This window comes from Rubripirellula lacrimiformis, assembly GCF_007741535.1.
GTDB lineage: Bacteria > Planctomycetota > Planctomycetia > Pirellulales > Pirellulaceae > Rubripirellula > Rubripirellula lacrimiformis.
The window spans coordinates 5,288,808-5,309,702 of the sequence record NZ_CP036525.1; the positions used below are offsets into that span (position 1 = coordinate 5,288,808).

The window sequence follows — 20,895 nt, forward strand, 5'->3', positions numbered from 1 at the left end:
CACGATTGAAGAAAGAAGCGTTCAAGGATGATGCGACGAACTCTTGCCACCGGCGTGGCGATTCTCCTTTCGGCTTCAACGATCTCGGCCCAACAGCCGCGACAAGCGCCCAGCTATGCGCGGCAGCCGCAGCAAGCGGCTAGCGAAGCCAATCAGCCCCCGGCCGCCCGCGTTGCTGCACAGCCTCGCCCCAGCGCCAATGCCGCCCAAACGGCAGCACAAGCAAATCAGGTTGCACCTGCACAGCCTTTCCCCGCATTGTCGGAACAGGAAAACGCCCAGCTGCAACGCGTCCTACTGGCGTGGCAACAACAGAGCCAAGGCACCAAGACGCTGGAGTGCAAATTCACTCGTTGGCACTTTGACGTGTTCGCTGCTCCCAATGGCCTGCATGCCACCCGCGCCGATGGCGTGGTCAAGTACGCAGCCCCCGACCGGGGACTGTTTCGCGTCGACCAACTGGTTTTTTATGCCGGGAAAGATGGCGACAAACCCTATTACAAACCACAAACCGGCCAGTACGGCGAACACTGGGTGTGCAACGGAACGCAGCTGATCGAATTCGATCGCAGCAAAGAAGAGTGCCGCATCCAAGACCTGCCTCCTGAAATGCAGGGCAAGAACATTATCAGCAGCCCGCTGCCGTTCGTGTTCAACCTGGATGCCGCTCAGATCCAAGATCGCTACTGGGTTCGGCAAGTGGACGCCGGAGTCCCCGGTATCGTCTTCATCGAAGCGTGGCCCAAACGCCAAGAAGACCGGGCTCAGTACAAGCTGGTCCAAATCGCGCTCGAGGAAACGACCTTCTTGCCGCAAGCGTTGAAGATGTACGCCCCCAACTACGATTTCAAAACGGCCCCCAAGTGGGATCAGTACGAATTCACCGACGTCAAACGGAACAGCATCGGTGCTGGATTCCAAAACTTCCTGGGCAATTTCGTCCCCGAAAAGCCGCCCGCAAGCTGGAAGATCATGCGAGACAAGTTCGTTGCTCCCGCCGAACCACCGATGCAACAGGCTGCGAATCCTAGCTCGACTCGCTAACGCCAGCATCACCTGAATCGATCCGCCAAGGTCGGTGGCTTCGCATCTTTTCGAAAGGTGTGCGGCCACCGGCCTTGGTCTGCATGACGACCGATCGCAAGACTTACTCCGCGATCCTGAATCGCCGGGCATGGTGCCCACTGAGTCACGGCTTCGCTGAATCAGCCGCTTGGCCGTCGCTTGCGAAAGGGGATTCCTGCAAAGTGCATCCTTGATCGATGGACCTAAACGCGAACGCCGAACTTGACGCCATCCGGCACTTTTCGGTAATCAAAACGCGGTCAGCGGCCCCGAACACGCAGCGAATCACGATTCGCTAGATTCCGATCGATTTCGGCCGTTCGATTCAGAGACCATCCAGACACCGCCCACCGACGCATGGGCCACGCGGTACACAATGGGAAACGCTGGGATGAAATTGAAAACACTGGTTCGTTTCCCCTTCGATATCCGCCGCGCACGGCAATTGCTTCGCGAAAAGCCGGCGGCAACGCATTCGTTCCCACAGCGCGGCGTCGCGTTGGTGCTGCGAACCGATCAAATGCTAATCGATGGTGCTCGCCACCTAGCCACGATCGCCCATCACACCAATCAGATCGGGTCACCGTTGACACTGGTCTGCGATTCGATGCTGTTGGCCGGGATCGCGCACAAACCGCATGGTCGGTCGATGCTGATGATGCCCGGTGTCGACTATGCGGCCACCACCGACGGCTTGCCGGCTGACACATTGGTGCTGACCGATTCGCCTCAGCCGGTCGGTGGTCCGCGACAGACCATCCAGATGCAGATCGGGCGCGACATCGATCGCACCATCCCGGTGATGCCCTACCCGATGCACCCGGCGACGTTGCGGTACATCGATGAACAGCGATTGGCCGAACTGCGCGATCATCAACGTTGGATCTCCGTCCTGTTCGCCGGCAATCAAAAGGAACGCTACGGCGATTCGCAAATCCGACGCGGCTTTGGGATGCTAAACCGTTTGGAAATGCTGACCACGATCACGGATAATTTCGAACCAAGAATCGTCCAACAGATCGCCGCTGCGAAGTCGCCCGATGCGATCGTATTATCCGACAGCCGCGTCGATCCCGTGTCGGCATCGGACTGGTTGCCGGCAATCGCATCCGCTGATTTCTTCTTGTGCTGCCCCGGGTCGTCTCAACCGACTTGCCACCATTTGATCGAAGCGATGAGCGTCGGAACGATTCCGATCATCGAATACGGCGACCGCGTCACGCCGCCGCTGGTGGACGGCGAAACAGCGATCTGTTTTTCTGGCCGGACCGGCTTGATCGATGCAGTGCACCAGATCGACGAGATGCCCAAACACAAAATTCAGACAATGCGGCGCAACGTTGCCGATTTCTACGACGCGCACCTCTGCGGTGCAACGTTCATGCAGGGCTTACGCGACGGCACGACCAACACCGACCGCAAACAGATCTGCATGCCGTTTCATCACGAAAACCTTTCCCAACCCAACGTTGAAATGCGGCGTGCCGCTTAGCAGCGCAGTCAATACGGCCGACCTGCACTGCATGCTGCGACGATGCACAAGCGATCCCAAGAATTCAACTGACGAGCCCGTTACCGATGAAGCCAGAATTGATCAGCGTCGTGTTGTCGACCTACAACCAACCGGCTTGGCTAGAGAAGGTCCTATGGGGCTATTCTGTCCAACAGCATCGAGAATTCGAGATTGTGATCGCCGACGACGGATCGGAAACCGAAACCGCCGAACTGGTCCACCAAATGCGTGACCAGACCGGTATGACGATCAAGCACGTCTGGCATGCGGACGACGGGTTCCAAAAGAGCACGATTCTGAATCGAGCTCTGCAGTCGGTTGCCGGCGATTACGTCCTGTTTTCGGACGGCGATTGCATCCCGCGTCGGGATTTCGTGGGGCAACACTTTACGGCCTGTCGCCCCGGACGATTCCTGTCCGGTGGATATTACAAGTTGCCGATGCCGTTGAGCCAACAAATTACACCGGACGATATTCGCAGCGGCGACGCTTTCTCGTTGAACTGGCTACGCCAAAACGGATTGCCGCCGTCGCACCGCTGGCTGCGATTGGTAGCAGGCAAGGGCAGCAGTGTGCTGAACCGTGTCACCACAACGCGTGCGACCTGGAACGGGAACAACTCGTCGGGCTGGACCGCCGACGTGATCGCCGCGGGCGGGTATGACCAACGAATGCGATACGGTGGCCAGGATCGTGAACTGGGCGAACGGCTTGAAAACGCAGGCATCCGAGGGAAACACGTGCGGTTCCAAACCGTCGTTCTGCACTTGGACCACAGTCGGGGCTATGCCAACCAAGAGGACCTCGATCGCAATCGCCAAATCCGACGGGAAACCGTCAGCAGCGGTCGCGTCCGCACGGAGTACGGATTGCCAGAAGCTGCCTAGCGATGCACACCCAGGTCCTGGCCTTCTTACCAGACGAATCTGCGGTTCCAACGATGCGGTCGGTTGATTGACCGGCTGATACGATTTCCAGCGATTCGGTACACTGCGCTGTTCAGTTTCTTTGGTGCCCATGCGTGACACATTGTCCGCCGGCCGACCAGGACACCGCTGCCGCCCACTCGGAGATCACGACCATCACCGCACCAACAACGACACTGATCACAGGCCGCAAGATCCCCAAAGTGGGACTGGGGCTTTGGAAGATCGAGAAAGAAGTTACCGCTGAAATCGTGCACGAAGCGATCCGATGTGGATATCGCCATTTCGATAGTGCGTGTGACTACGGCAACGAGATCGAAACCGGCCTTGGACTGTCCGCCGCGATCAACGCCGGCGACGTCACCCGCGACGAACTGTGGATCACCAGCAAACTCTGGAACACGTACCATCGCCCAGAACACGTTCAAACGGCTCTGCTGAAAACGTTGTCGGATCTGCAATTGGATTACCTGGATCTATACCTGATCCACTTCCCAATCGCGCAGGCATTCGTGCCGATCGAAACCCGCTATCCACCGGGCTGGATCATGAATCCAGACGCCGATGATCCCAAGATCGAAACCGAAGCGGTCCCGATCATCGACACTTGGCAAGCGATGGAAGAACTGGTGCGGGAGGGACTGATCAAAGATATCGGCGTTTGCAATTTCGGCGTATCGTTGCTTCGCGATCTGAAGAACCAAGCGACGATCCCGCCGGCGATGCTGCAGGTCGAAATGCACCCGTACCTGACTCAACAGAAACTGCTGCGATATTGCCTAGAAAGCGACATCGCGGTGACGGCATTCTCGCCGCTGGGTGCCCAGTCGTATTTCCAATTGAACAGGGCCGAGACCCAGGAATCGTTGTTGACTCACCCGGCGATCGTTCAGATCGCCACCGACGTCAAGCGAACACCGGCCCAGGTCTGCCTGCGTTTCGGCGTCCAACGGGGCACCAACGTGGTGCCCAAGACGTCGAATCCGGAGCGTCTAAAAGAAAACCTGGCCCTGTTCGATTTCGAACTTTCTGCTGATCAGATGGCCACGATCGCCGGGCTGGACCAACATCGTCGGTTCAATGATCCAGGCGATTTTTGCGAATCGGCGTTCCACACGTTCTTTCCGATCTATGAGTGATCGGGATCCCAGGGCCTCCTTACTGGATGACGTGAAATTTCATACGATTAGGGTGTTTCGCGAATTCCGGTCAGACCACGCGGGTCGATTGGCAGTTCGCGAGACATCGCAGGGTGGTTTCCTGAGGTTTTCCGGCAGGCATCCCCCCCACGCGATCCCGATCAACATAGAAATTCCTCGCAAAACACTTTCGGTGCCCTCATCATGCCTGGCGTAAAACTTGCTCTCGAAGACGGTACTGTTTTTTCGGGTGAATCCTTCGGCGCGGTCGGTGAAGTGACCGGCGAAGTCGTCTTCAACACGTCGATGACGGGGTACCAGGAAATCCTGACGGACCCCAGCTATCGTGGCCAAATCGTCACGATGACGTATCCCGAAATTGGCAACTACGGCGTCAATTCGGCTGACATCGAAAACGCGGTCCCATCGCTATCCGGATTCATCGTTCGCGAGTCCAGCCGGATCTACAGTAACTATCGGGCCGAAGGCGACCTGGACAGCTACCTGAAACAGCACAACATCATCGGGATCTCGGGGCTGGATACTCGGGCGCTTGTCCGTCATATCCGCAACGCCGGTGCGATGCGAGGCATTTTGTCGACGATCGACATGGACGACGCCAGCCTGGTCGCAAAGGCCAAAGCAGCCCCCAGCCTGGTGGGCCGCGACATCGCCTGCGAAGTGATGGGCAAATCGATTGCGACCTGGGACGAAAAGCTTGACGATTGGACCACGACCGAGATTGGCGCGGCTGCCGGAACCGGCGGTGGCGCACACGTGGTCTGCATGGACTTTGGAATGAAGTGGAACATCCCACGGCATTTCGCGTCGCGCGGCTACAAGGTCACCGTGGTGCCGGGCAATACGTCCGCCGCGGACATCATGAAATTGAACCCTGATGGCGTGTTCCTATCCAACGGACCCGGCGACCCCGAACCGCTTGGGTACGCATGCGACACCATTCGCGAACTGCTCGGGAAGACACCGATCTTCGGGATCTGCCTGGGGCATCAATTGTTGTCGCTGGCCTGTGGTGCCAAAACCTTCAAGCTGAAGTTCGGCCACCGCGGTGCCAACCAACCGGTGATGGATCTAACGACCAGCAAAGTTGAAATCACCACTCAGAACCATGGCTTCGCGGTCGATGCCGATTCGTTGCCCGAGGAACTCGAGATCACTCACCGCAACCTGAACGACGACACCGTCGCAGGGGTCCGTCACAAAACTCACCCGGCCTTCGGCGTCCAATACCACCCCGAAGCCGCCGCCGGCCCGCACGACAGCCATTATCTGTTCGAACGGTTCCAGGAATTGATGGCCGCCACAACGGCGTCCTAATTCTCCGAACGTTGATCACGGCACGCAGGCCGAAAATCCCCGCGAGCAAAGTAGGCCGGATCAAGGAGCGCAGCGACGCAGATCCGGCATCCCCCCACCCAAACGCCACCAACCGTGCCGGATCGGCGCTTCGCTTGATTCGGCCTACGTCGCAGCCCCGGTGAGCCGCGATCGCGTAAGCGGCCGGGCATCCCGCAATTCCTCTCCCCAAACGCCACCAAGCGAAACGACGCGGACGAGGGCCACGGTGGCCGAAACTCGTGGCAATTTGCGTTACAAGCAGAAAAGCAGGCCGGAGCAAGGAGCGCAGCGACGCAGATCCGGCATCCCCCCCACCCAAGCGCCACTAACCGTGCCGGATCGGCGCTTCGCTTGATTCGGCCTACGTCGCAGACCCGGTGAGCCGTGATCGCGTAAGCGGCCGGGCATCCCGCAATTCCCCTCCCCAAGCGAAACGACGCAGACGAGGGCCACGGTGGCCGAAACTCGTGGCGAGTTGCGTTACAAGCAGCAAAGTAGGCCGGATCAAGGAGCGCAGCGACGCAGATCCGGCATCCCCCCACCCAAGCGCCACCAACCGTGCCGGATCGGCGCTTCGCTTGATTCGGCCTACGTCGCAGACCCGGTGAGCCGCGATCGCGTAAGCGGCCGGGCATCCCGCAATTCCTCTCCCCAAACGCCACCAAGCGAAACGACGCGGACGAGGGCCACGGTGGCCGAAACTCGTGGCGAGTTGCGTTACAAGCAGAAAAGTAGGCCGGATCAAGGAGCGCAGCGACGCAGATCCGGCATCCCCCCCACCCAAACGCCACCAACCGTGCTGGATCGGCGCTTCGCTTGATTCGGCCTACGTCGCAGACCCGGTGAGCCGTGATCGCGTAAGCGGCCGGGCATCCCGCAATTCCTCTCCCCAAACGCCACCAAGCGAAACGACGCGGACGAGGGCCACGGTGGCCGAAACTCGTGGCAAGTTGCGTTACAAGCAGAAAAGTAGGCCGGATCAAGGAGCGCAGCGACGCAGATCCGGCATCCCCCCCACCCAAACGCCACCAACCGTGCCGGATCGGCGCTTCGCTTGATTCGGCCTACGTCGCAGACCCGATCAACCGTGATCGCTGCTGCGGCCTGCTGCACTGATTCTACGAACGGACTGTGAAACGACGTTGACCCAGCCCCTGTCGGCTTGTTAATCGAGAGACTTGAGTCTTCATTCTCCGATTCGACAAAATTGACAAACTGCCGGTGAGTACAGGGAAGTCCCGCCGATTGCTATCTATCACGCGTGCCGCGTGCGTGGTGTCTGCGTGCCTGTGGGTGACTTCGATGGCTGGCTGCCGCGGCCGGGCTCAACGCGACCTGTACTATCAAAAAATCGCCTCCGAGTCGCGAATCCTCGAGGACCAGCTTTACGATGCGGACTACGAAAACCGCATTCTGAGAGACCGGTTGGAGCAATACCAACGGGAAGTCGAATCGGCACGGATTCATGTCCCATCGACCATCCAACCGCATTCGCACCCCAACGAACTGAAACGTTCGCAATCGATCCCCTCGGCGTCCGACTACGCTCCCTATCCAGACCCGACACCGGACAGCGATCAGGACGAATTTGGCCGCGGGCTGGAAACCGAAGACTACGACTTGCCAATGTTTGACGAGGGAGTCCCCGTCGACGCTGGCGATCCGATGCCACACGAAGACCTGGACGTCGACCGGCTTGGAACCGATTCCCCACCCAACCGCGACCTCCCCAACAGCTCGCTCGATGCACCCCAGCCACTGACGGACCCGACCGACGCCCAGCCACCCACGGGTGCCGAATTGGTGCCGGTCCCGACGCCAGACGCTGCCGCGCCCAAAGCCCCATCTGACGATGCGGGCGGCCCGAACCGCGATCCCAACACGGACCCATCGTCACCGTTTCGTGACGATGCCCCCAAGATTGAATTGCCAGCCAAGCCAGACCTAAATCGACTTCGCCTGCCTGCGCCTGGCGGACCGGTCCCGCCCGGCATCCAAGACACCAAGCCCAACCCTGTCATTCCAGGCGAAATCCTTCCGCCGCCTCGCGATGGTGTCGAAGAACTGCCACCCGGCCAAATCATTCTGCCCGATTCCATCAATTCCAAGCGTGGCGTCCCCGAGAGGCTGCAGGTTCACCCCAGCCTTTCCGTCGCCCATCATACCGATGGAAAACTGGATGGCGCGGTCATCGTCATCAATGCAATTGACGGATCCGGACGCCCAGTCGATATGGGCCAATTCGATATCGATGCCGAACTGTCCATCGCAGTCCTCGATCCAACCCGACCAGCGGATGAAGCAAGAATCGGACGCTGGGACTTCAATCCACGCCAAGTGCAGACCCTGATGCGGAACGATCCGGTTTCAGGATTGCATGTTCCGATCCAGTGGCAGGACGAACGTCCCAACGGCGAAGACGTGATCATCCATGTCCGATTGCGTGGCGAAGCGGACGACATGAACTGCGAACACGTGTTGCGCTTGGCCGACAAGCCGCCAATCAACGACTGGACGCCTCGCGCTTCGACACTTCGCTAGCCCGATCGCTGACGTTGCCGTCTAAGAAGACGCTGGGACCTGTGCCGACACATAGCCATTGGCCGCTGCACCACGCAGCGCCGGCGACTTTGCGTTCTCGGGAACCTTGATCACCATTTCACATTCTCGCACGGTCACGGCCACCCCGGCGATGTAAAACAGGAACATGTGAACCATAGGGATGATCAGCACGTCTTGGAACATTCCGTTGATCAGATAGGCAATCATCGTCCCCAACAACATCACGCCGGTGCATCGCACCTCGGGCTTCCGATTGGCCTCGCGCACCAGTCGCCACCCGACTCCCATCAGACTGACCAACCAGCCGACGAACAGCGACGCACCGACCAGTCCGGTGTCAACCAACACGGACAACACGACGTTGTGCTGGTTGTAGGGACGAGCGATTTCCAGCGGCAGGTCATACCCACGTTGGCTGTGGTAGGGATCGTTGTGAGCAAAGTAGTGACCGAACCCATGCCCGGCGATCGGACGATCTTTGAACATCTCCCACGCGACGATCGCCAACAGTGGCCTCAACGCCATCGACTTCTGGGCATCGGCTGCGGTCAGGTTCTTGTCTCGCTTCATCTGAACCAGTTGATCCTTCAGCCCCATCACGAACGCGCCACCGAACAGCACCACCATCGCGAGGCCAAGCACACGGACCCAACGCGGCGAATACAACATCGCCACCAATCCGATGGCTGCGATCCCGCCCATCCAAGCACTACGCGTCAGCGTGGCGTACAGACCGACCATCAGAACCGTTACGATCACCGCATACACTAACTTTCCACGTCGGCCGGCATAGACAAATCCCAAAGCGGCAGCCACCAGCGCGATACTGATCAAAATCCCGTTTCCAGACGGGTTCATCAATGGTCCCCGGCCGCGCCCAAAGAACTCCCACACTTCGCCGTCGACGATGTATCGCGGGAACACCAACCCATGCACACCATAGACTTCGAACACCGCGGTCACGGCCAGGTACAAACCTAGCCCGACCATACCGATCATCATGATCTGGATGTCTTGCTGCTGAACGGTGACTAAGCGGGCAATCAGGTACATGCCTGCTGGCATTGCGATATAGAACAACCACCGGGCAACCGGCGAACTGCCGTCCGGAACCGCTCCTCCCATCGCAGCGCGGATAAAGAACCATCCGACCACCCCGACCACCATCCAGTCCAAACGGTTCAGTTTCGGCAGTCGGACATTGCCCATCCGCCAACCGATGGCGGCCAACGCAAACATTGCCCCCCACAACACACGATCCAAACTGATCTGAATGGGCCCATCGACGGCAAAGAACGCGGGCCCCAAAACGGTTCCGACGCCTAGCACCGCCATGGCGACCAACATCAGCCGTCCGTGCTGAATCATCGGCACCAACCAGACCAGTGCGGCCAGAGCGAACAGGGCAATCAATACTTGCATTTTAGTGAACGGGGTTAGGAAGCCGACGGATGGGCGGATTCGATTGCGGGTCATTTAGATTCGGCACGGGCTACTTCACACCCTCGGCTCGGCGACTTGGCGAGTTGCTGACTGCGACGTTACTGGGTGCGACGTTACTGGGTGCGGGTCGCGGGATACGGCCCCCTGTCAACATCGCCATCGCCGCGGGGCAGAATCGGCCCAGCAACATCGCCGTGGCGTAGCACCCGACCAACACCACCGGCGTCAACAACCAACACGAGTAGTCCGGATCCATGAATCGGTCTGTCAGTCGGTGCGCGATCGCACGCAGCGGAAATTCGTGAACCAGGTAAACAAAGAACGAACCGCTAGCCAAATACAGCAGCCAACGATGCCGCATCCGCCATGCAGTCATGTACAAGACCACCGTTCCGACCAGGATCGATGACTGGTGCAGCAACAAGTCCGCGATGCCGTGATCGTCGGCATACCAAATATCAAAATCGGCTCGCAGATAGATTCGGATCGCGACCAACGCTGACCAAATCAGCCATCCCAAGGCGATGACGGACAACGATGCACGGCCAGCCATCTCGATCCACGACCTGCGTGACAACGACATGCATCCGAGCATGAAAAACAATAGCGTTTCCATCTGCAAAATCCGCCATCCGGCCACGGGCGGGAACCACTGGAAATCCAGCAACCACGATCCGCCGATCAACGCTAACGCCACGACTGCCACGGCCGTGCGGCTACCGAGCCACCGAATCACCGGAGCGATCACGACCAACACCATCAAGTCGCGAAGGAACCACAACTGTTCAGCCGGTGGTCGCAGCCACCATGTCGACAAAAATTCGGCCATCGTCAAATCGATGGGCTTTCCCTCGGATCGCCGGACCAGCAACCAGAAGGTCATCGCGACCGAACCGACGATAAAAAATGGAATCGCAACCGTACGAACGCGGTCCGACAATTTTTTGCAGTAGCATCCAAATGTTCCGTCGTCGCTGCGAAAATAGAACAAGCCGGCGGCGAAAGCGAAAACGGGAACCGCGACGCGTGCGACGCCGCCGAACAAAAATTCTTGGCCCAGTTGATTCCAAGTCGCCAGCGTTGCGTCGGGCAGATCAGGGACGTCCGACTTGTAGTGGATCCCAACCACCAACACTGTTGCCAGCAGGGTGACAATCGAAAAGGTCTGTTTGGCTTGGATCGAAAGATCGTGATCCACTGGTTCGTTCCCGTCCGGACGGCGTATCGGTGCAAATCGTCCGGATCCGGCGATCGCGAACAAAATTTGTTTGGGCGATCCACCCGAAATCGTCACTCGGCCGATGCAAAGCATCCGATCGGACTGATCCGGTTGTATCGATTGGTCACCCTGGACCGCCGATGCGCATCGGCGTCCAATCAAACCTAGGTCAAAAAACGACGCCAGGCCCCGGCACCGCCAACTGTCCGGCGGCGTTAGAATTCAAACTCCGGCATCGACCGACGCACCGACCTCCGCCGAGACGCTCACTTGGCAATCCAGGGATTTCAGAATCCGATGCAACGCAGCGATCCATCCACCGACAGTGACCGGACATGGCCGCTTCCCCGTGTGCCGTGGGTAATTCGGATGACATGGTCCAAGCTGTTATTCGCACACTGGGCAGTCGATCCCAAGATGATGGCAGCACGCGTTACCAATCCCACCGCACCCACACCGGCCAGCCGCCGGCCGACTTCGACGCCAGCTACCGCAGCACGGGCGAAACGTTCGCGGCCCAGCGCGGATCGCTAGAACATTGGTTGACCGCGCGGTATTGCCTTTACAGCAGCAATCGAAAAGGCAAACTCTATCGCGGTGAAATCGATCACCCGCCTTGGGCTTTGTCACCAGCCAGCTGCGAAATCCGAACCAATACGATGGGTTCCCACCTGGGATTCGACTTCACCGGCACCCCACACTTGCTGCATGCCGATGCGATCGACGTGCACGCTTGGTGGGCCACTGGCTGCGAAGGCTTCGGGGCCACACGCAATCGTTCCGAATGAAGATCGGGCCGACGATTTTGACATGCCTAGACCTCAACGAAATCGACGTCGAAAAAATGGGGGCAAAGCAATCCTCTGGTTGTACGCCCCGGTGATTCGACTCGACTGTGGCGTGATAGAATGGACACTTTCATAGACTAGGTGTCCTGCATGTCATCGCAACCACAAGCCAATTTGGCGGCCGACGGATTCTGTCGCATCGACAATGCGATCGATCAAACGACTGTCGATGAATTGATCTCCAGCTGCGAAGCCGCGTTCGCCGACGATCACGATCAACAACGGGCTCGGTCCAGCCGCGGACACGTCTATGCGGCCAGAAACTTGCTGGACACCGTCCCCCGACTTCGCATTTTCTGGCAATCGGGGCCCATTGGTCAGTTGCTGCAAATGCAGCTAGGTAGCGGTTTTGGCCTCGTGCGTGTGTTGTACCATTTACGCAAGCGCGGGCGACGCACTGGTCATGCGGCCTCTGATCAGTCACTGCAGCTCCGCGTCGACACCGGGAACCGTTGAACACCGACGAATATTGCATCTGGAATTTTCATCCGACCCGCTTTTGGCGGACGGATACCAGTGGCACGACTTCTGGGGCGCTAGCGAAGCGTGATCCACCGCCCACGCTGCCGCAATGGATCCGCTCGCAATCGACTTACTCGCAAACCATCCGGCCGGCCGGGGCTATCCGGCGTCCTGCACAACCCGCCCCGTTCTTCGCCCCCGCCGTGTCCTTCGCACCCGAATCACGACCCTAGGAAACAACAATGCGCATCGCAGCCATGGCCTGCTTGATCACGATGACAATCACCGCCTGGGCAGAATCGCCACCCAATATCGTATTTGTGATTGCTGACGACTGCACCTTCCGTGATCTCGGTTGTTACGGCGGACAGGCTCACACCCCGTTCATCGATCAGTTGGCGACCGAAGGCGTGCGGTTCACCCGATGCTTCCAAGCGGCGCCGATGTGTTCGCCGACTCGACACAACATTTACACCGGCCAATACCCGGTCAAGTCCGGCGCCTACCCCAACCACACCCACGTCGACCCGGGCACGCCCAGCGTGGTCCAGTACCTAAAACCACTGGGATACCGCGTCGCCCACAGTGGCAAGAGCCATGTGTCGCCCGCGTCGGTGTTTTCCTGGGACGAACTGCCGGGCAACAAGAATCCGGACTTTGACAAGGTCGACGACTTTGTTCGGCAATGCAAACAGGACGAGTCACCATTCTGCTTATTGCTGTGTTCCAATGAACCGCACACGCCGTGGGACAAGGGCGACCCTTCGCGCTACCCCGTCGACCAGATCCAACTGCCGCCGTATTTCGTGGATACACCCGAGACACGGCAAGGGATGGCACGCTATTTGGCTGAAATCACGTACTTCGACACCCAAGTCGGTCAAACGATCGAATTGCTGGACCGACATGACTTGAGCGAAAACACGCTGTTGGTGGTCGTCAGCGAACAGGGAAGTTCAATGCCTTTCGCCAAATGGACCTGCTACGACAACGGGCTGCAATCCGGATGCATCGTGCGATGGCCAGGCCGAGTGGAACCTGGTTCTACCAACCCCGCGATGATCGAATACGTCGATTTCCTACCGACCTTTATCGAAGCTGCCGGTGGCCACCCCGCCCCCATCTTGGACGGCCAAAGCCTGCTGAGCGTCTTCGCAGGCAAACAGGAACACAAACAATTCGTCTTTGGGGAAATGACGACTCGCGGCATCAACGATGGCTCCGATCACTTCGGCATCCGGTCCGTGCGCTCGGAAACCCACAAATACATCTGGAACTTCTCGCCGGAAATCGAATTCCGAAACGCATGCACTACCTCTCCCGAATTCCGCAGCTGGGTCGCCAAAGCAAAGACCGGTGACGCGGACGCAATCGCGAAGGTCCAACGTTACCAGCATCGCCCCGAAATCGAACTGTACGATGTGGTCGCCGATCCGCTGGAACTGACGAACCTGGCTGACCACAGCGGCTATGACGAAATCAAAGCCGAACTACGGCAACAACTGGATCAATGGATGAAGCACTGCGGCGACCAAGGAATGCAGACCGAAATGGACGCGCTGCAGCGGATGCCTCGTCGTAAAGCAGCGCCCAAACCGCGAAAGCGAAAAGCCCAGAATCCGTGACCCAAGGATGAACTCGAGAGCGCCGTTTCGAACAACGGCCTTGTCGCAAATGCGTCACTTTGGTTCGACCAATGGACTCGGCCGGCACGCTTTGCTGGCCAGCCCAATCGGTCCCCGCCCTCGTGCAAACGCATTTTCTGAATTCGCGTCTTGCAGATTCCCCTATCTTCCCGAGTCGCAGTGCCCACCTGCAGAGGTAAGCCGTAAGTTTCCGCCAATATCTTTTGACAAAAGTTGGCAATCAAGCGAAACTTGAGGACTGGAACGGTTTTCAAACTGCGTTACAACGTCGCAAGTGCAAGACTGTTGATAGCGTCGCTAGAACAGCCGCAACACCTGCCTACCTCCCCCCCTGCCTCCCGTTCGGTGCGTTCCCCGCACCGAAGTCATGATCCAGTTGCTTCCCCGAATTTCCATTTGCTTTTGCGATAGAAATCCGTCTGCACTGAGTGATTTCATAATCAGTCATGACTCGGATGCAGCTGGATACAGGAATCCGCGACCCAGGTTGCTGATTCCGAACTTCGACTAGGTCGTCAGAGATCGTTCGCTACTACCACGCTTAATGTGCCGCACCATCGGTTGGGATCGTCACTGACGACCCACGAATCAGACGGTGTTGCGCCGAAATTTTTTCACTTTTCAATTTTGAAGGTTAGATACATGAAGTTGCGTCCCACCAAGGGATTCACGCTAGTCGAACTGCTAGTTGTGATTGCCATCATCGGTGTTCTTGTCGGCCTACTGCTGCCGGCCGTCCAAGCTGCACGCGAAGCCGCACGCCGGATGAGCTGCAGTAACAACTTCAAGCAAATTGGCTTGGGGATTCACAACTACCACTCTGCTTACAACCAACTGCCACTGCACGGTTCGGGCACCTACGTGGTTGGCGGACGCGACCTTTGGGATCAACCATCCCCCACATCGCCAACCGCCACCGGCACCTCGAACCACCGACTTTCGATGATGGTCGGCGTTGTTCCTTTCCTGGAACAACAAGCACTGTGGGAACAGATCAGCAACCCGCTTGCGATCAATTCCGATGGATCCACGAAGTCGCCACCTTGGCAATCGATGGGCCCACGTCCTGACGAACGCAACTACCTGCCGTACGTCACCGAACTGGCCACTTTGCGTTGCCCTAGCGACCCTGGCAGCGGATTGCCATCGCTTGGTCGTACGAACTACGTCGCCTGCACCGGCGATTCGTCGTACCGATCGCGTGACCCCTACTTGAACGTCAACGAAAAGTCCGATGACGCATCCGTCACGTTCCCCTACACGCCAAACGCTGGCACCGCGAACCACTCCAACGCCGCCCACCGCGGTATGTTCGTGCTGACCCGCAACGTCAAGTTCCGCGACACTTTGGACGGTTTGTCCAACACCGTCATGTGCGGCGAAATTGCAACCGATTTGGGCGACAAAGATGCCCGCACATCGATGCCAACTAGCGGAGGAGTCGGTGTCACCGGCGAACGCCAAAACTGTCACCTGAACCCATCGTTCATGGAAGCAACATTGGATCCGCTTCGCCCTCAATTCTGGATCGCCACGGTCGGAACCAACTCCAACTGGGGTCGCGGATACCACTGGTACGACGTGATGCCAATCTACGGCCAAGTGCACACCATTTTGGGCCCTAACTCGCCACTGTGCACCGACGCAGGTGGTGGTGCTGGCCACGGCGACTTGGTCGCAACCGTTTCCAGCCGACACCAAGGTGGTGCCCACGTCCTGATGGGCGACGGAGCCGTTAAGTTCATCACCGATTCGATCGAAGCCGGCGACAAGACGAACCCCATGGTTTATCTGACCGGCAGCGCTGCCACCAAAAACCAAGTGGGTGCCCAAAGCCCATACGGATTGTGGGGTGCTCTTGGCTCTCGTGCATCGCGTGAAGTGATCGACGGCGAATTCTAAAGTCTTCAGCAAAGCATGCTTTCGTGCATGCCCACACTGCAATTTGAACGTGCCCTCCCGTTTCCGACGGGGGGGCATCTTCATGTACCGAGGGCAGTCAATGCTGTCTGTCGGTGATTAGGCGATGTATGAGTGAAAATTGATATTTAAAATTGTTGACTGGAGTTTCGAAGTTGACCAAACGATTTTTCCGAAGCCTGCTATTGATCGGCGTCATCGCTACCGTGACAGGCTGTTCCGAGCGTGCGTCGACCGTTGTGACAGACGAACGTAGCGAAGCGGAACAACAAGCATCCTACGATGACTACGACAAGCAAATGGCAGAAGACAGCAAAAACTACAAGTAGTGTTCCGCGTCCACCATCTTTTGTCGCCCGTTCTATCGACTGATTTTGTGCTGCACACAAACGTGCAGCAGTCCCCGTTTTCCCAATCTCTTTTCAAAGGTCTTGTATGAAAAACAACAGCCGCCTGCATTCTGCATTCACGCTTGTAGAACTTTTGGTGGTGATCGCAATCATTGGCGTGTTAGTAGGCTTGCTACTGCCAGCGGTTCAAGCCGCCCGCGAAGCAGCCCGAAGAATGAGTTGCAGCAACAATGCGAAACAAATGGGTCTTGCATTTCACAACTATCATTCCGCGTTCAATAAGTTCCCCATGCAATTGGGTGGAACTTATCAATACGGGAAACTGAATGTTCCCGGGCTCAACGCAGGCGGCACGACCCGCATCAGCGCAGCAGGCAACAACCGATTCCGCTTGTCATTCCTAATCGGTTTGCTGCCCTATTTCGAACAACAGGCGATGTGGGAACAGATTTCCAACCCCTTGGCCGACGGGATCCCCACGGATCCTTGGCCAGCCATGGGACCGGCACCGTGGACGACGACCTATTCGCCATGGATGACGGACCTGCCCATGCTCCGCTGCCCAAGTGACCCCGGGGTCGGCGGTGGAACGTTGGGACGGACCAACTATGGTGTTTGCCTTGGCGATGCGACCCACCGCGTGGACACGGGGATCATCAACTTCACCAACAATCAGTGGTCCAACGGCATCGAAGCCGATGCCATGGGATCCAACCGCGGCATGTTCATCAATCGCCGATATACGGGTTTTCGTGATGTTTTGGATGGTTTGTCCAACACCATCATGGCTGCGGAAATGACCACCGACCTGGGCGATCGAGACACCCGCACCGCACCGCGGAACTCTGCCGACTGGACCGCGATGCATGGCGGGACACTGCCTTGCACCAGTTCGATCGACCCGGAACGACCACAGTTCTGGTTGTCAGCAGCGACAAACGTTTTGGCGGGCAACCAAACCCGTGGCGCACGTTGGGCTGACGGTGCCCCCATCTACACGAGCTTCGTAACGATCCTGGCACCCAATTCACCGGTCTGCTTGGGCGGTGCCGATTCTAGTTCAGGTGAGATCAGTGCTTCCAGCCGCCACCAGGGTGGCGTTCACGTCATCATGGGCGACGGTGCTGTGAAATTTGTGACTGACAGTATTGAAGCTGGCGACAAAAATTCGCCCAAGGTTCGATATGGTACTGGATACCCCCAACCAGGATCCGCTAGCCCATTCGGCTTGTGGGGTGCACTGGGAACTCGCGCTGCAAAAGAAACAGTAGGCGAGTTCTAGGTTTTCCCCCTGAATCCACCGCACGGTGGATGTGGATGTCCATAAAAAAACAACCTCGAACCGGTCAACGGCTCGAGGTTGTTTCGTTAGTAAACATTACTTGGCTTCTTCGTAGTTACCCATGGCTGCCTCGTCGGCGGCAACTTGTGCGTCATAGGCGTCGATTGCAGCCTGGTCAGCACTTTCCATGATATTGGTAGAATCCGACGACCCGCATCCAACAACAGCAAGCATCAACAACAAAGATGCAAGGCAAAACAAACGACTCATAAAGAAACCTTTCGTTTCAAAAACAGTGATCAGCTAGCCAATCATTTGGCTCTCATGTGAATCTAGACAATGAACCCCTATTTGGCGACCTCGGCTGATCGTTTTTGCTTATATATTTGTTCGCGAGTCACCCGACCGGCAGCACGCGGCAACCAGGATGGCAGGTTTCCTTCAATGCCAGTGGGAAATGTCAACCGCGAACCCTGATTCACCAAGAATCGCCATCAAGCTTTTTGGTCGTTGATCGACCGAGTTTGATCGACGAAGCAACGAGCGATCAATAAATGTCGTTTCTTCCTTCCCCCGCTCTCTAATCTCTCTCCCCCGCAAACCGCTGCGCCGCGGGGGCGAGATGACTTTCATCGCGAAACGGATGGATCGCTCGTTGCTAAACGCATCGACGTCTGGCATCGAGGCAAGGCGACGTTGGGGACCACGGATCGGCTACAATTTAGTCCCCCGAATCGCTCACGCGGGCACTCCAGCGGCGGTCATGCTGCGACCGGGGGGGAAGCCTCTGGACGCATGGACGCAGTCGATCGATTGCTGCCGCCGTCCACCCCATCGCCCTTTCCTCGATTGGATCGAACATGGTTCAGATCACGTCCCTTTTTCCTGTGGCCAAACACCGTGCAAAATGGGTTCGCCGGATTGCCGGGCGAAAGCTTCACCAAGCGGCATCGATCGCAATTCTGGCCATCGTCTGGTTGCAACTGTGCGTTCCGATCCGAACCACCACAGCCGCGCAGCCCAACGTGGTTGTCATCGTCGCCGACGACTTGGGCTGGAACGCGGTGGGCTACCACAACGCAGATGTCCAAACACCCCACTTGGATCAACTTTGCCGTGAAGGCATCGAACTAGACAATTTCTATGTATCGCCAATGTGTAGCCCCACACGTGCGGGGCTGCTGACCGGTCGGTATCCGATCCGATTCGGAATGGCACGCGCAGTGGTTCCACCATGGCGAGACTTTGGGCTGCCGACCGACGAAGCCACATTGGCCGATGCCCTGGGGCAAGCTGGCTACCAGCGCCGCGGCGCGTTCGGCAAATGGCACTTGGGCCATGCACGAAAAAAGTGGCTTCCACTGCAACGTGGTTTCACCCACTTCACCGGATGCTTCAACGGAGCGATTGACTATTTCACGCTTCAGCGTGACGGCGAATTGGACTGGCACCACGGCAACGATTCAGCTCCCGCTGGGACCGTTACCGACCAAACCTATGCCACCACGCAGATCGGTGACGCCGCCACCCAATTCATTCGCGAATCGGCGGAACTGGAATCGCCCTTCTTTTGCTACGTCCCCTTCAACGCGCCGCACTCGCCATTCCAGGCACCGGACGACGCGGTCGATCAATATCGCCACATCAAGAACCAGAATAAACGCGTCTACTATGCCATGATCACGCAGATGGACAAACAGATCGGTCGCATTCTGAAAACCATTGACGATGTCGGGGTGCGCAACAACACCATGGTTTGGTTCCTAAGCGACAATGGTGGCGTCGGATCGATCCCGGGCAACAACCGGCCGCTGCACGGATCGAAGCTGACCACGTTTGAAGGCGGAGTTCGAGCGGTTGCGTGCGTGCGTTTCCCCGCACGCTATCCCGGTGGGCGAAAGATATCGCAGCGAACGGCTTTCATCGATGTGATGCCCACAGTGATCGCGGCAGCAGACCCGATCGCCCCAAGCACGATCGCAGCAGATCGGTTCAACGACAAAACGCTGGACGGGATTGACCTGAATCCCATCTTCGCAGGCACTGCCAAACATCTGCCGGCACGCGACCTGTATTTCTATCACGGCCAATCGGGTGAAGACAAAGAGCCGATCGCAGCGATCTCCCCACCATGGAAACTTGTCGTCGTCGGCCCCAACATCGCTGGCACCAATATCGCTGGCACCGCCGCCGACGCGATCGCCTCTTCATCCGAACACCAGATCTCGCTTTTCCATATCGACGACGATCCCAACGAAACCGTCAACGTTGCTGACCAGAACCCCGCAGTCGTGCGATCGATCCTGAACCGGATGGTGACATTCCGTGGTCTACAGCCGACTCATTCAATCCCTCGCTACTCGGACGACAAACAGGGATTCACGCCGCCGGATCGGTGGAGTGTGTTTCGCGAAGACTGAAATTTCAGGATCCCGGTCGGCGCTTGCGCGCCAGATAGCCGAGTACCGTTTTGCGTCCCTGTTGAATCTGATCGCTCATCAACTGTCTGGCCCGCGCCGATGCACGCTCCCGCAGCGCATCGACCAACTGCATCTTGGATTTGCAGGTGCGTGCCGCCAAATCGGCGGTCAGCAGTCTGGGGTCATTGCGTTGACATTCAAACACGGCACTGATCGCTCGATTCTCCCGCACAACTTTAGCCAACAACGGATTGCGTGACGCATCGATCAGCAGTTCATGAAAATGCTGCTCGTTGTCCATCCATTCGTTCAGCTGGCGTTTGTTGCTATACCCGTTTCGGCTGCCGGCGATCGCATCGGCCGTCTGACGAATCTGTTGCAGGATGTAATCGAACTCTTGCAGTTCATCTTCGGTGACATGCCGGGCCGCCTCTGCCGCGGCGCAGCTTTCCAGCGCATCCCGCAAGACATACAGGTTGTCCAAATCTTGCCGACTGATGTCGCGTGCAAAGGCACCCGATCCGGGCACATGATCCACCAATCCTTCGCTTGCCAATCGGTTGATCGCCTCGCGCACGGGAATCACACTGACGCCGATCTCGGCCGCCAAGGTGCGATTGACCAGCCGCTTGCCGGGCGGAAGTTGACCGCTGGCCAGCATCTGGCGAATGTGATCGTAAGATTTTTCGGCGAGACTCTGGGTCACGTGATTTTTCTCGGCTGAATTGCGATGCACTGACT

At 57.8% G+C, this 20,895-nt stretch carries 17 protein-coding genes; 13 read left to right on the forward strand and 4 right to left on the reverse strand.

The window, feature by feature from the left end; genetic code table 11:
* Positions 1–27: 27 nt before the first annotated feature.
* From K227x_RS18615 to K227x_RS18640, 6 genes are all read left to right on the forward strand, one after another.
* Positions 28–1,044, forward strand: coding sequence for a TIGR03009 domain-containing protein (locus K227x_RS18615; RefSeq protein ID WP_145171848.1), 1,017 nt, complete (start codon positions 28–30; stop codon positions 1,042–1,044).
* Between the two features lie 412 nt (positions 1,045–1,456).
* Positions 1,457–2,557 carry a hypothetical protein gene (locus K227x_RS18620; RefSeq protein ID WP_145171850.1) on the forward strand — a complete coding sequence of 367 codons (1,101 nt, stop codon included), beginning with the start codon at positions 1,457–1,459 and terminating at the stop codon, positions 2,555–2,557.
* A gap of 86 nt (positions 2,558–2,643) precedes the next feature.
* Positions 2,644–3,465, forward strand: a complete 822-nt coding sequence (locus tag K227x_RS18625) for a glycosyltransferase (protein WP_145171852.1) — start codon at positions 2,644–2,646, stop codon at positions 3,463–3,465.
* A gap of 134 nt (positions 3,466–3,599) precedes the next feature.
* On the forward strand, positions 3,600–4,643 hold the full coding sequence (locus K227x_RS18630; RefSeq protein ID WP_246145917.1) for an aldo/keto reductase: 1,044 nt from the start codon (positions 3,600–3,602) through the stop codon (positions 4,641–4,643).
* A gap of 204 nt (positions 4,644–4,847) precedes the next feature.
* Complete coding sequence (gene carA / locus K227x_RS18635) at positions 4,848–5,981, forward strand: glutamine-hydrolyzing carbamoyl-phosphate synthase small subunit (RefSeq protein ID WP_145171854.1); 1,134 nt, start codon at positions 4,848–4,850, stop codon at positions 5,979–5,981.
* A gap of 1,323 nt (positions 5,982–7,304) precedes the next feature.
* The gene (locus tag K227x_RS18640; RefSeq protein WP_145171856.1) at positions 7,305–8,543 is read left to right on the forward strand and encodes a hypothetical protein; all 1,239 of its coding nucleotides are present in this window, start codon (positions 7,305–7,307) and stop codon (positions 8,541–8,543) included.
* A 21-nt stretch (positions 8,544–8,564) separates the two neighbouring features.
* On the opposite strand, the gene K227x_RS18645 is transcribed toward K227x_RS18640, so the two are convergent.
* Together K227x_RS18645 and K227x_RS18650 are read right to left on the reverse strand one after the other, a co-directional pair.
* Positions 8,565–9,986, reverse strand: a complete 1,422-nt coding sequence (locus tag K227x_RS18645; protein WP_218933356.1) for an O-antigen ligase family protein — start codon at positions 9,984–9,986, stop codon at positions 8,565–8,567.
* Between the two features lie 70 nt (positions 9,987–10,056).
* Entirely contained in the window at positions 10,057–11,205 is a 1,149-nt protein-coding gene (locus K227x_RS18650; RefSeq protein ID WP_218933357.1) for an acyltransferase family protein, read from the reverse strand.
* A gap of 356 nt (positions 11,206–11,561) precedes the next feature.
* Between K227x_RS18650 and K227x_RS18655 the strand changes: the two genes are divergently transcribed.
* The 6 genes from K227x_RS18655 to K227x_RS18675 all read left to right on the forward strand — a co-directional run bounded on the left by K227x_RS18655 (position 11,562) and on the right by K227x_RS18675 (position 17,734).
* Positions 11,562–12,014 (forward strand): DUF2071 domain-containing protein, encoded by a 453-nt coding sequence (locus tag K227x_RS18655; protein WP_218933358.1) that lies wholly within the window; start codon positions 11,562–11,564, stop codon positions 12,012–12,014.
* A gap of 150 nt (positions 12,015–12,164) precedes the next feature.
* A complete protein-coding gene (locus tag K227x_RS18660) occupies positions 12,165–12,530 on the forward strand; it encodes a hypothetical protein (RefSeq protein ID WP_246145918.1) in 366 nt (121 codons plus the stop codon).
* Positions 12,531–12,778: 248 nt separating this feature from the next.
* A complete protein-coding gene (locus K227x_RS18665; RefSeq protein ID WP_145171862.1) occupies positions 12,779–14,161 on the forward strand; it encodes a sulfatase family protein in 1,383 nt (460 codons plus the stop codon).
* Between the two features lie 663 nt (positions 14,162–14,824).
* On the forward strand, positions 14,825–16,084 hold the full coding sequence (locus tag K227x_RS18670; RefSeq protein ID WP_145171864.1) for a DUF1559 domain-containing protein: 1,260 nt from the start codon (positions 14,825–14,827) through the stop codon (positions 16,082–16,084).
* A gap of 173 nt (positions 16,085–16,257) precedes the next feature.
* Entirely contained in the window at positions 16,258–16,431 is a 174-nt protein-coding gene (locus K227x_RS30680; RefSeq protein WP_218933359.1) for a hypothetical protein, read from the forward strand.
* A 106-nt stretch (positions 16,432–16,537) separates the two neighbouring features.
* Positions 16,538–17,734 carry a DUF1559 domain-containing protein gene (locus K227x_RS18675; protein ID WP_145171866.1) on the forward strand — a complete coding sequence of 399 codons (1,197 nt, stop codon included), beginning with the start codon at positions 16,538–16,540 and terminating at the stop codon, positions 17,732–17,734.
* Positions 17,735–17,830: 96 nt separating this feature from the next.
* On the opposite strand, the gene K227x_RS30685 is transcribed toward K227x_RS18675, so the two are convergent.
* Entirely contained in the window at positions 17,831–18,004 is a 174-nt protein-coding gene (locus tag K227x_RS30685; RefSeq protein ID WP_218933360.1) for a hypothetical protein, read from the reverse strand.
* A 590-nt stretch (positions 18,005–18,594) separates the two neighbouring features.
* Between K227x_RS30685 and K227x_RS18680 the strand changes: the two genes are divergently transcribed.
* Positions 18,595–20,154 carry a sulfatase-like hydrolase/transferase gene (locus K227x_RS18680; protein WP_145171868.1) on the forward strand — a complete coding sequence of 520 codons (1,560 nt, stop codon included), beginning with the start codon at positions 18,595–18,597 and terminating at the stop codon, positions 20,152–20,154.
* A 4-nt stretch (positions 20,155–20,158) separates the two neighbouring features.
* Here K227x_RS18680 and K227x_RS18685 read toward each other — a convergent pair whose 3' ends face one another.
* Positions 20,159–20,860 carry a GntR family transcriptional regulator gene (locus K227x_RS18685; RefSeq protein ID WP_145171870.1) on the reverse strand — a complete coding sequence of 234 codons (702 nt, stop codon included), beginning with the start codon at positions 20,858–20,860 and terminating at the stop codon, positions 20,159–20,161.
* Between the last annotated feature and the right edge of the window lie 35 nt (positions 20,861–20,895).

Coding starts and splice junctions, on each gene's coding strand:
- K227x_RS18645 (WP_218933356.1), bottom strand. CDS start 9,986: ATGCAAGTATTGATTGCCCTGTTCGCTCTGGCCGCACTGGTCTGGTTG.
- K227x_RS18660 (WP_246145918.1), top strand. CDS start 12,165: ATGTCATCGCAACCACAAGCCAATTTGGCGGCCGACGGATTCTGTCGC.
- K227x_RS18680 (WP_145171868.1), top strand. CDS start 18,595: ATGGTTCAGATCACGTCCCTTTTTCCTGTGGCCAAACACCGTGCAAAA.
- K227x_RS18670 (WP_145171864.1), top strand. CDS start 14,825: ATGAAGTTGCGTCCCACCAAGGGATTCACGCTAGTCGAACTGCTAGTT.
- K227x_RS30685 (WP_218933360.1), bottom strand. CDS start 18,004: ATGAGTCGTTTGTTTTGCCTTGCATCTTTGTTGTTGATGCTTGCTGTT.
- K227x_RS18620 (WP_145171850.1), top strand. CDS start 1,457: ATGAAATTGAAAACACTGGTTCGTTTCCCCTTCGATATCCGCCGCGCA.
- K227x_RS18675 (WP_145171866.1), top strand. CDS start 16,538: ATGAAAAACAACAGCCGCCTGCATTCTGCATTCACGCTTGTAGAACTT.
- K227x_RS18665 (WP_145171862.1), top strand. CDS start 12,779: ATGCGCATCGCAGCCATGGCCTGCTTGATCACGATGACAATCACCGCC.
- K227x_RS18655 (WP_218933358.1), top strand. CDS start 11,562: ATGGCCGCTTCCCCGTGTGCCGTGGGTAATTCGGATGACATGGTCCAA.
- carA (WP_145171854.1), top strand. CDS start 4,848: ATGCCTGGCGTAAAACTTGCTCTCGAAGACGGTACTGTTTTTTCGGGT.
- K227x_RS18640 (WP_145171856.1), top strand. CDS start 7,305: ATGGCTGGCTGCCGCGGCCGGGCTCAACGCGACCTGTACTATCAAAAA.
- K227x_RS18625 (WP_145171852.1), top strand. CDS start 2,644: ATGAAGCCAGAATTGATCAGCGTCGTGTTGTCGACCTACAACCAACCG.
- K227x_RS18615 (WP_145171848.1), top strand. CDS start 28: ATGATGCGACGAACTCTTGCCACCGGCGTGGCGATTCTCCTTTCGGCT.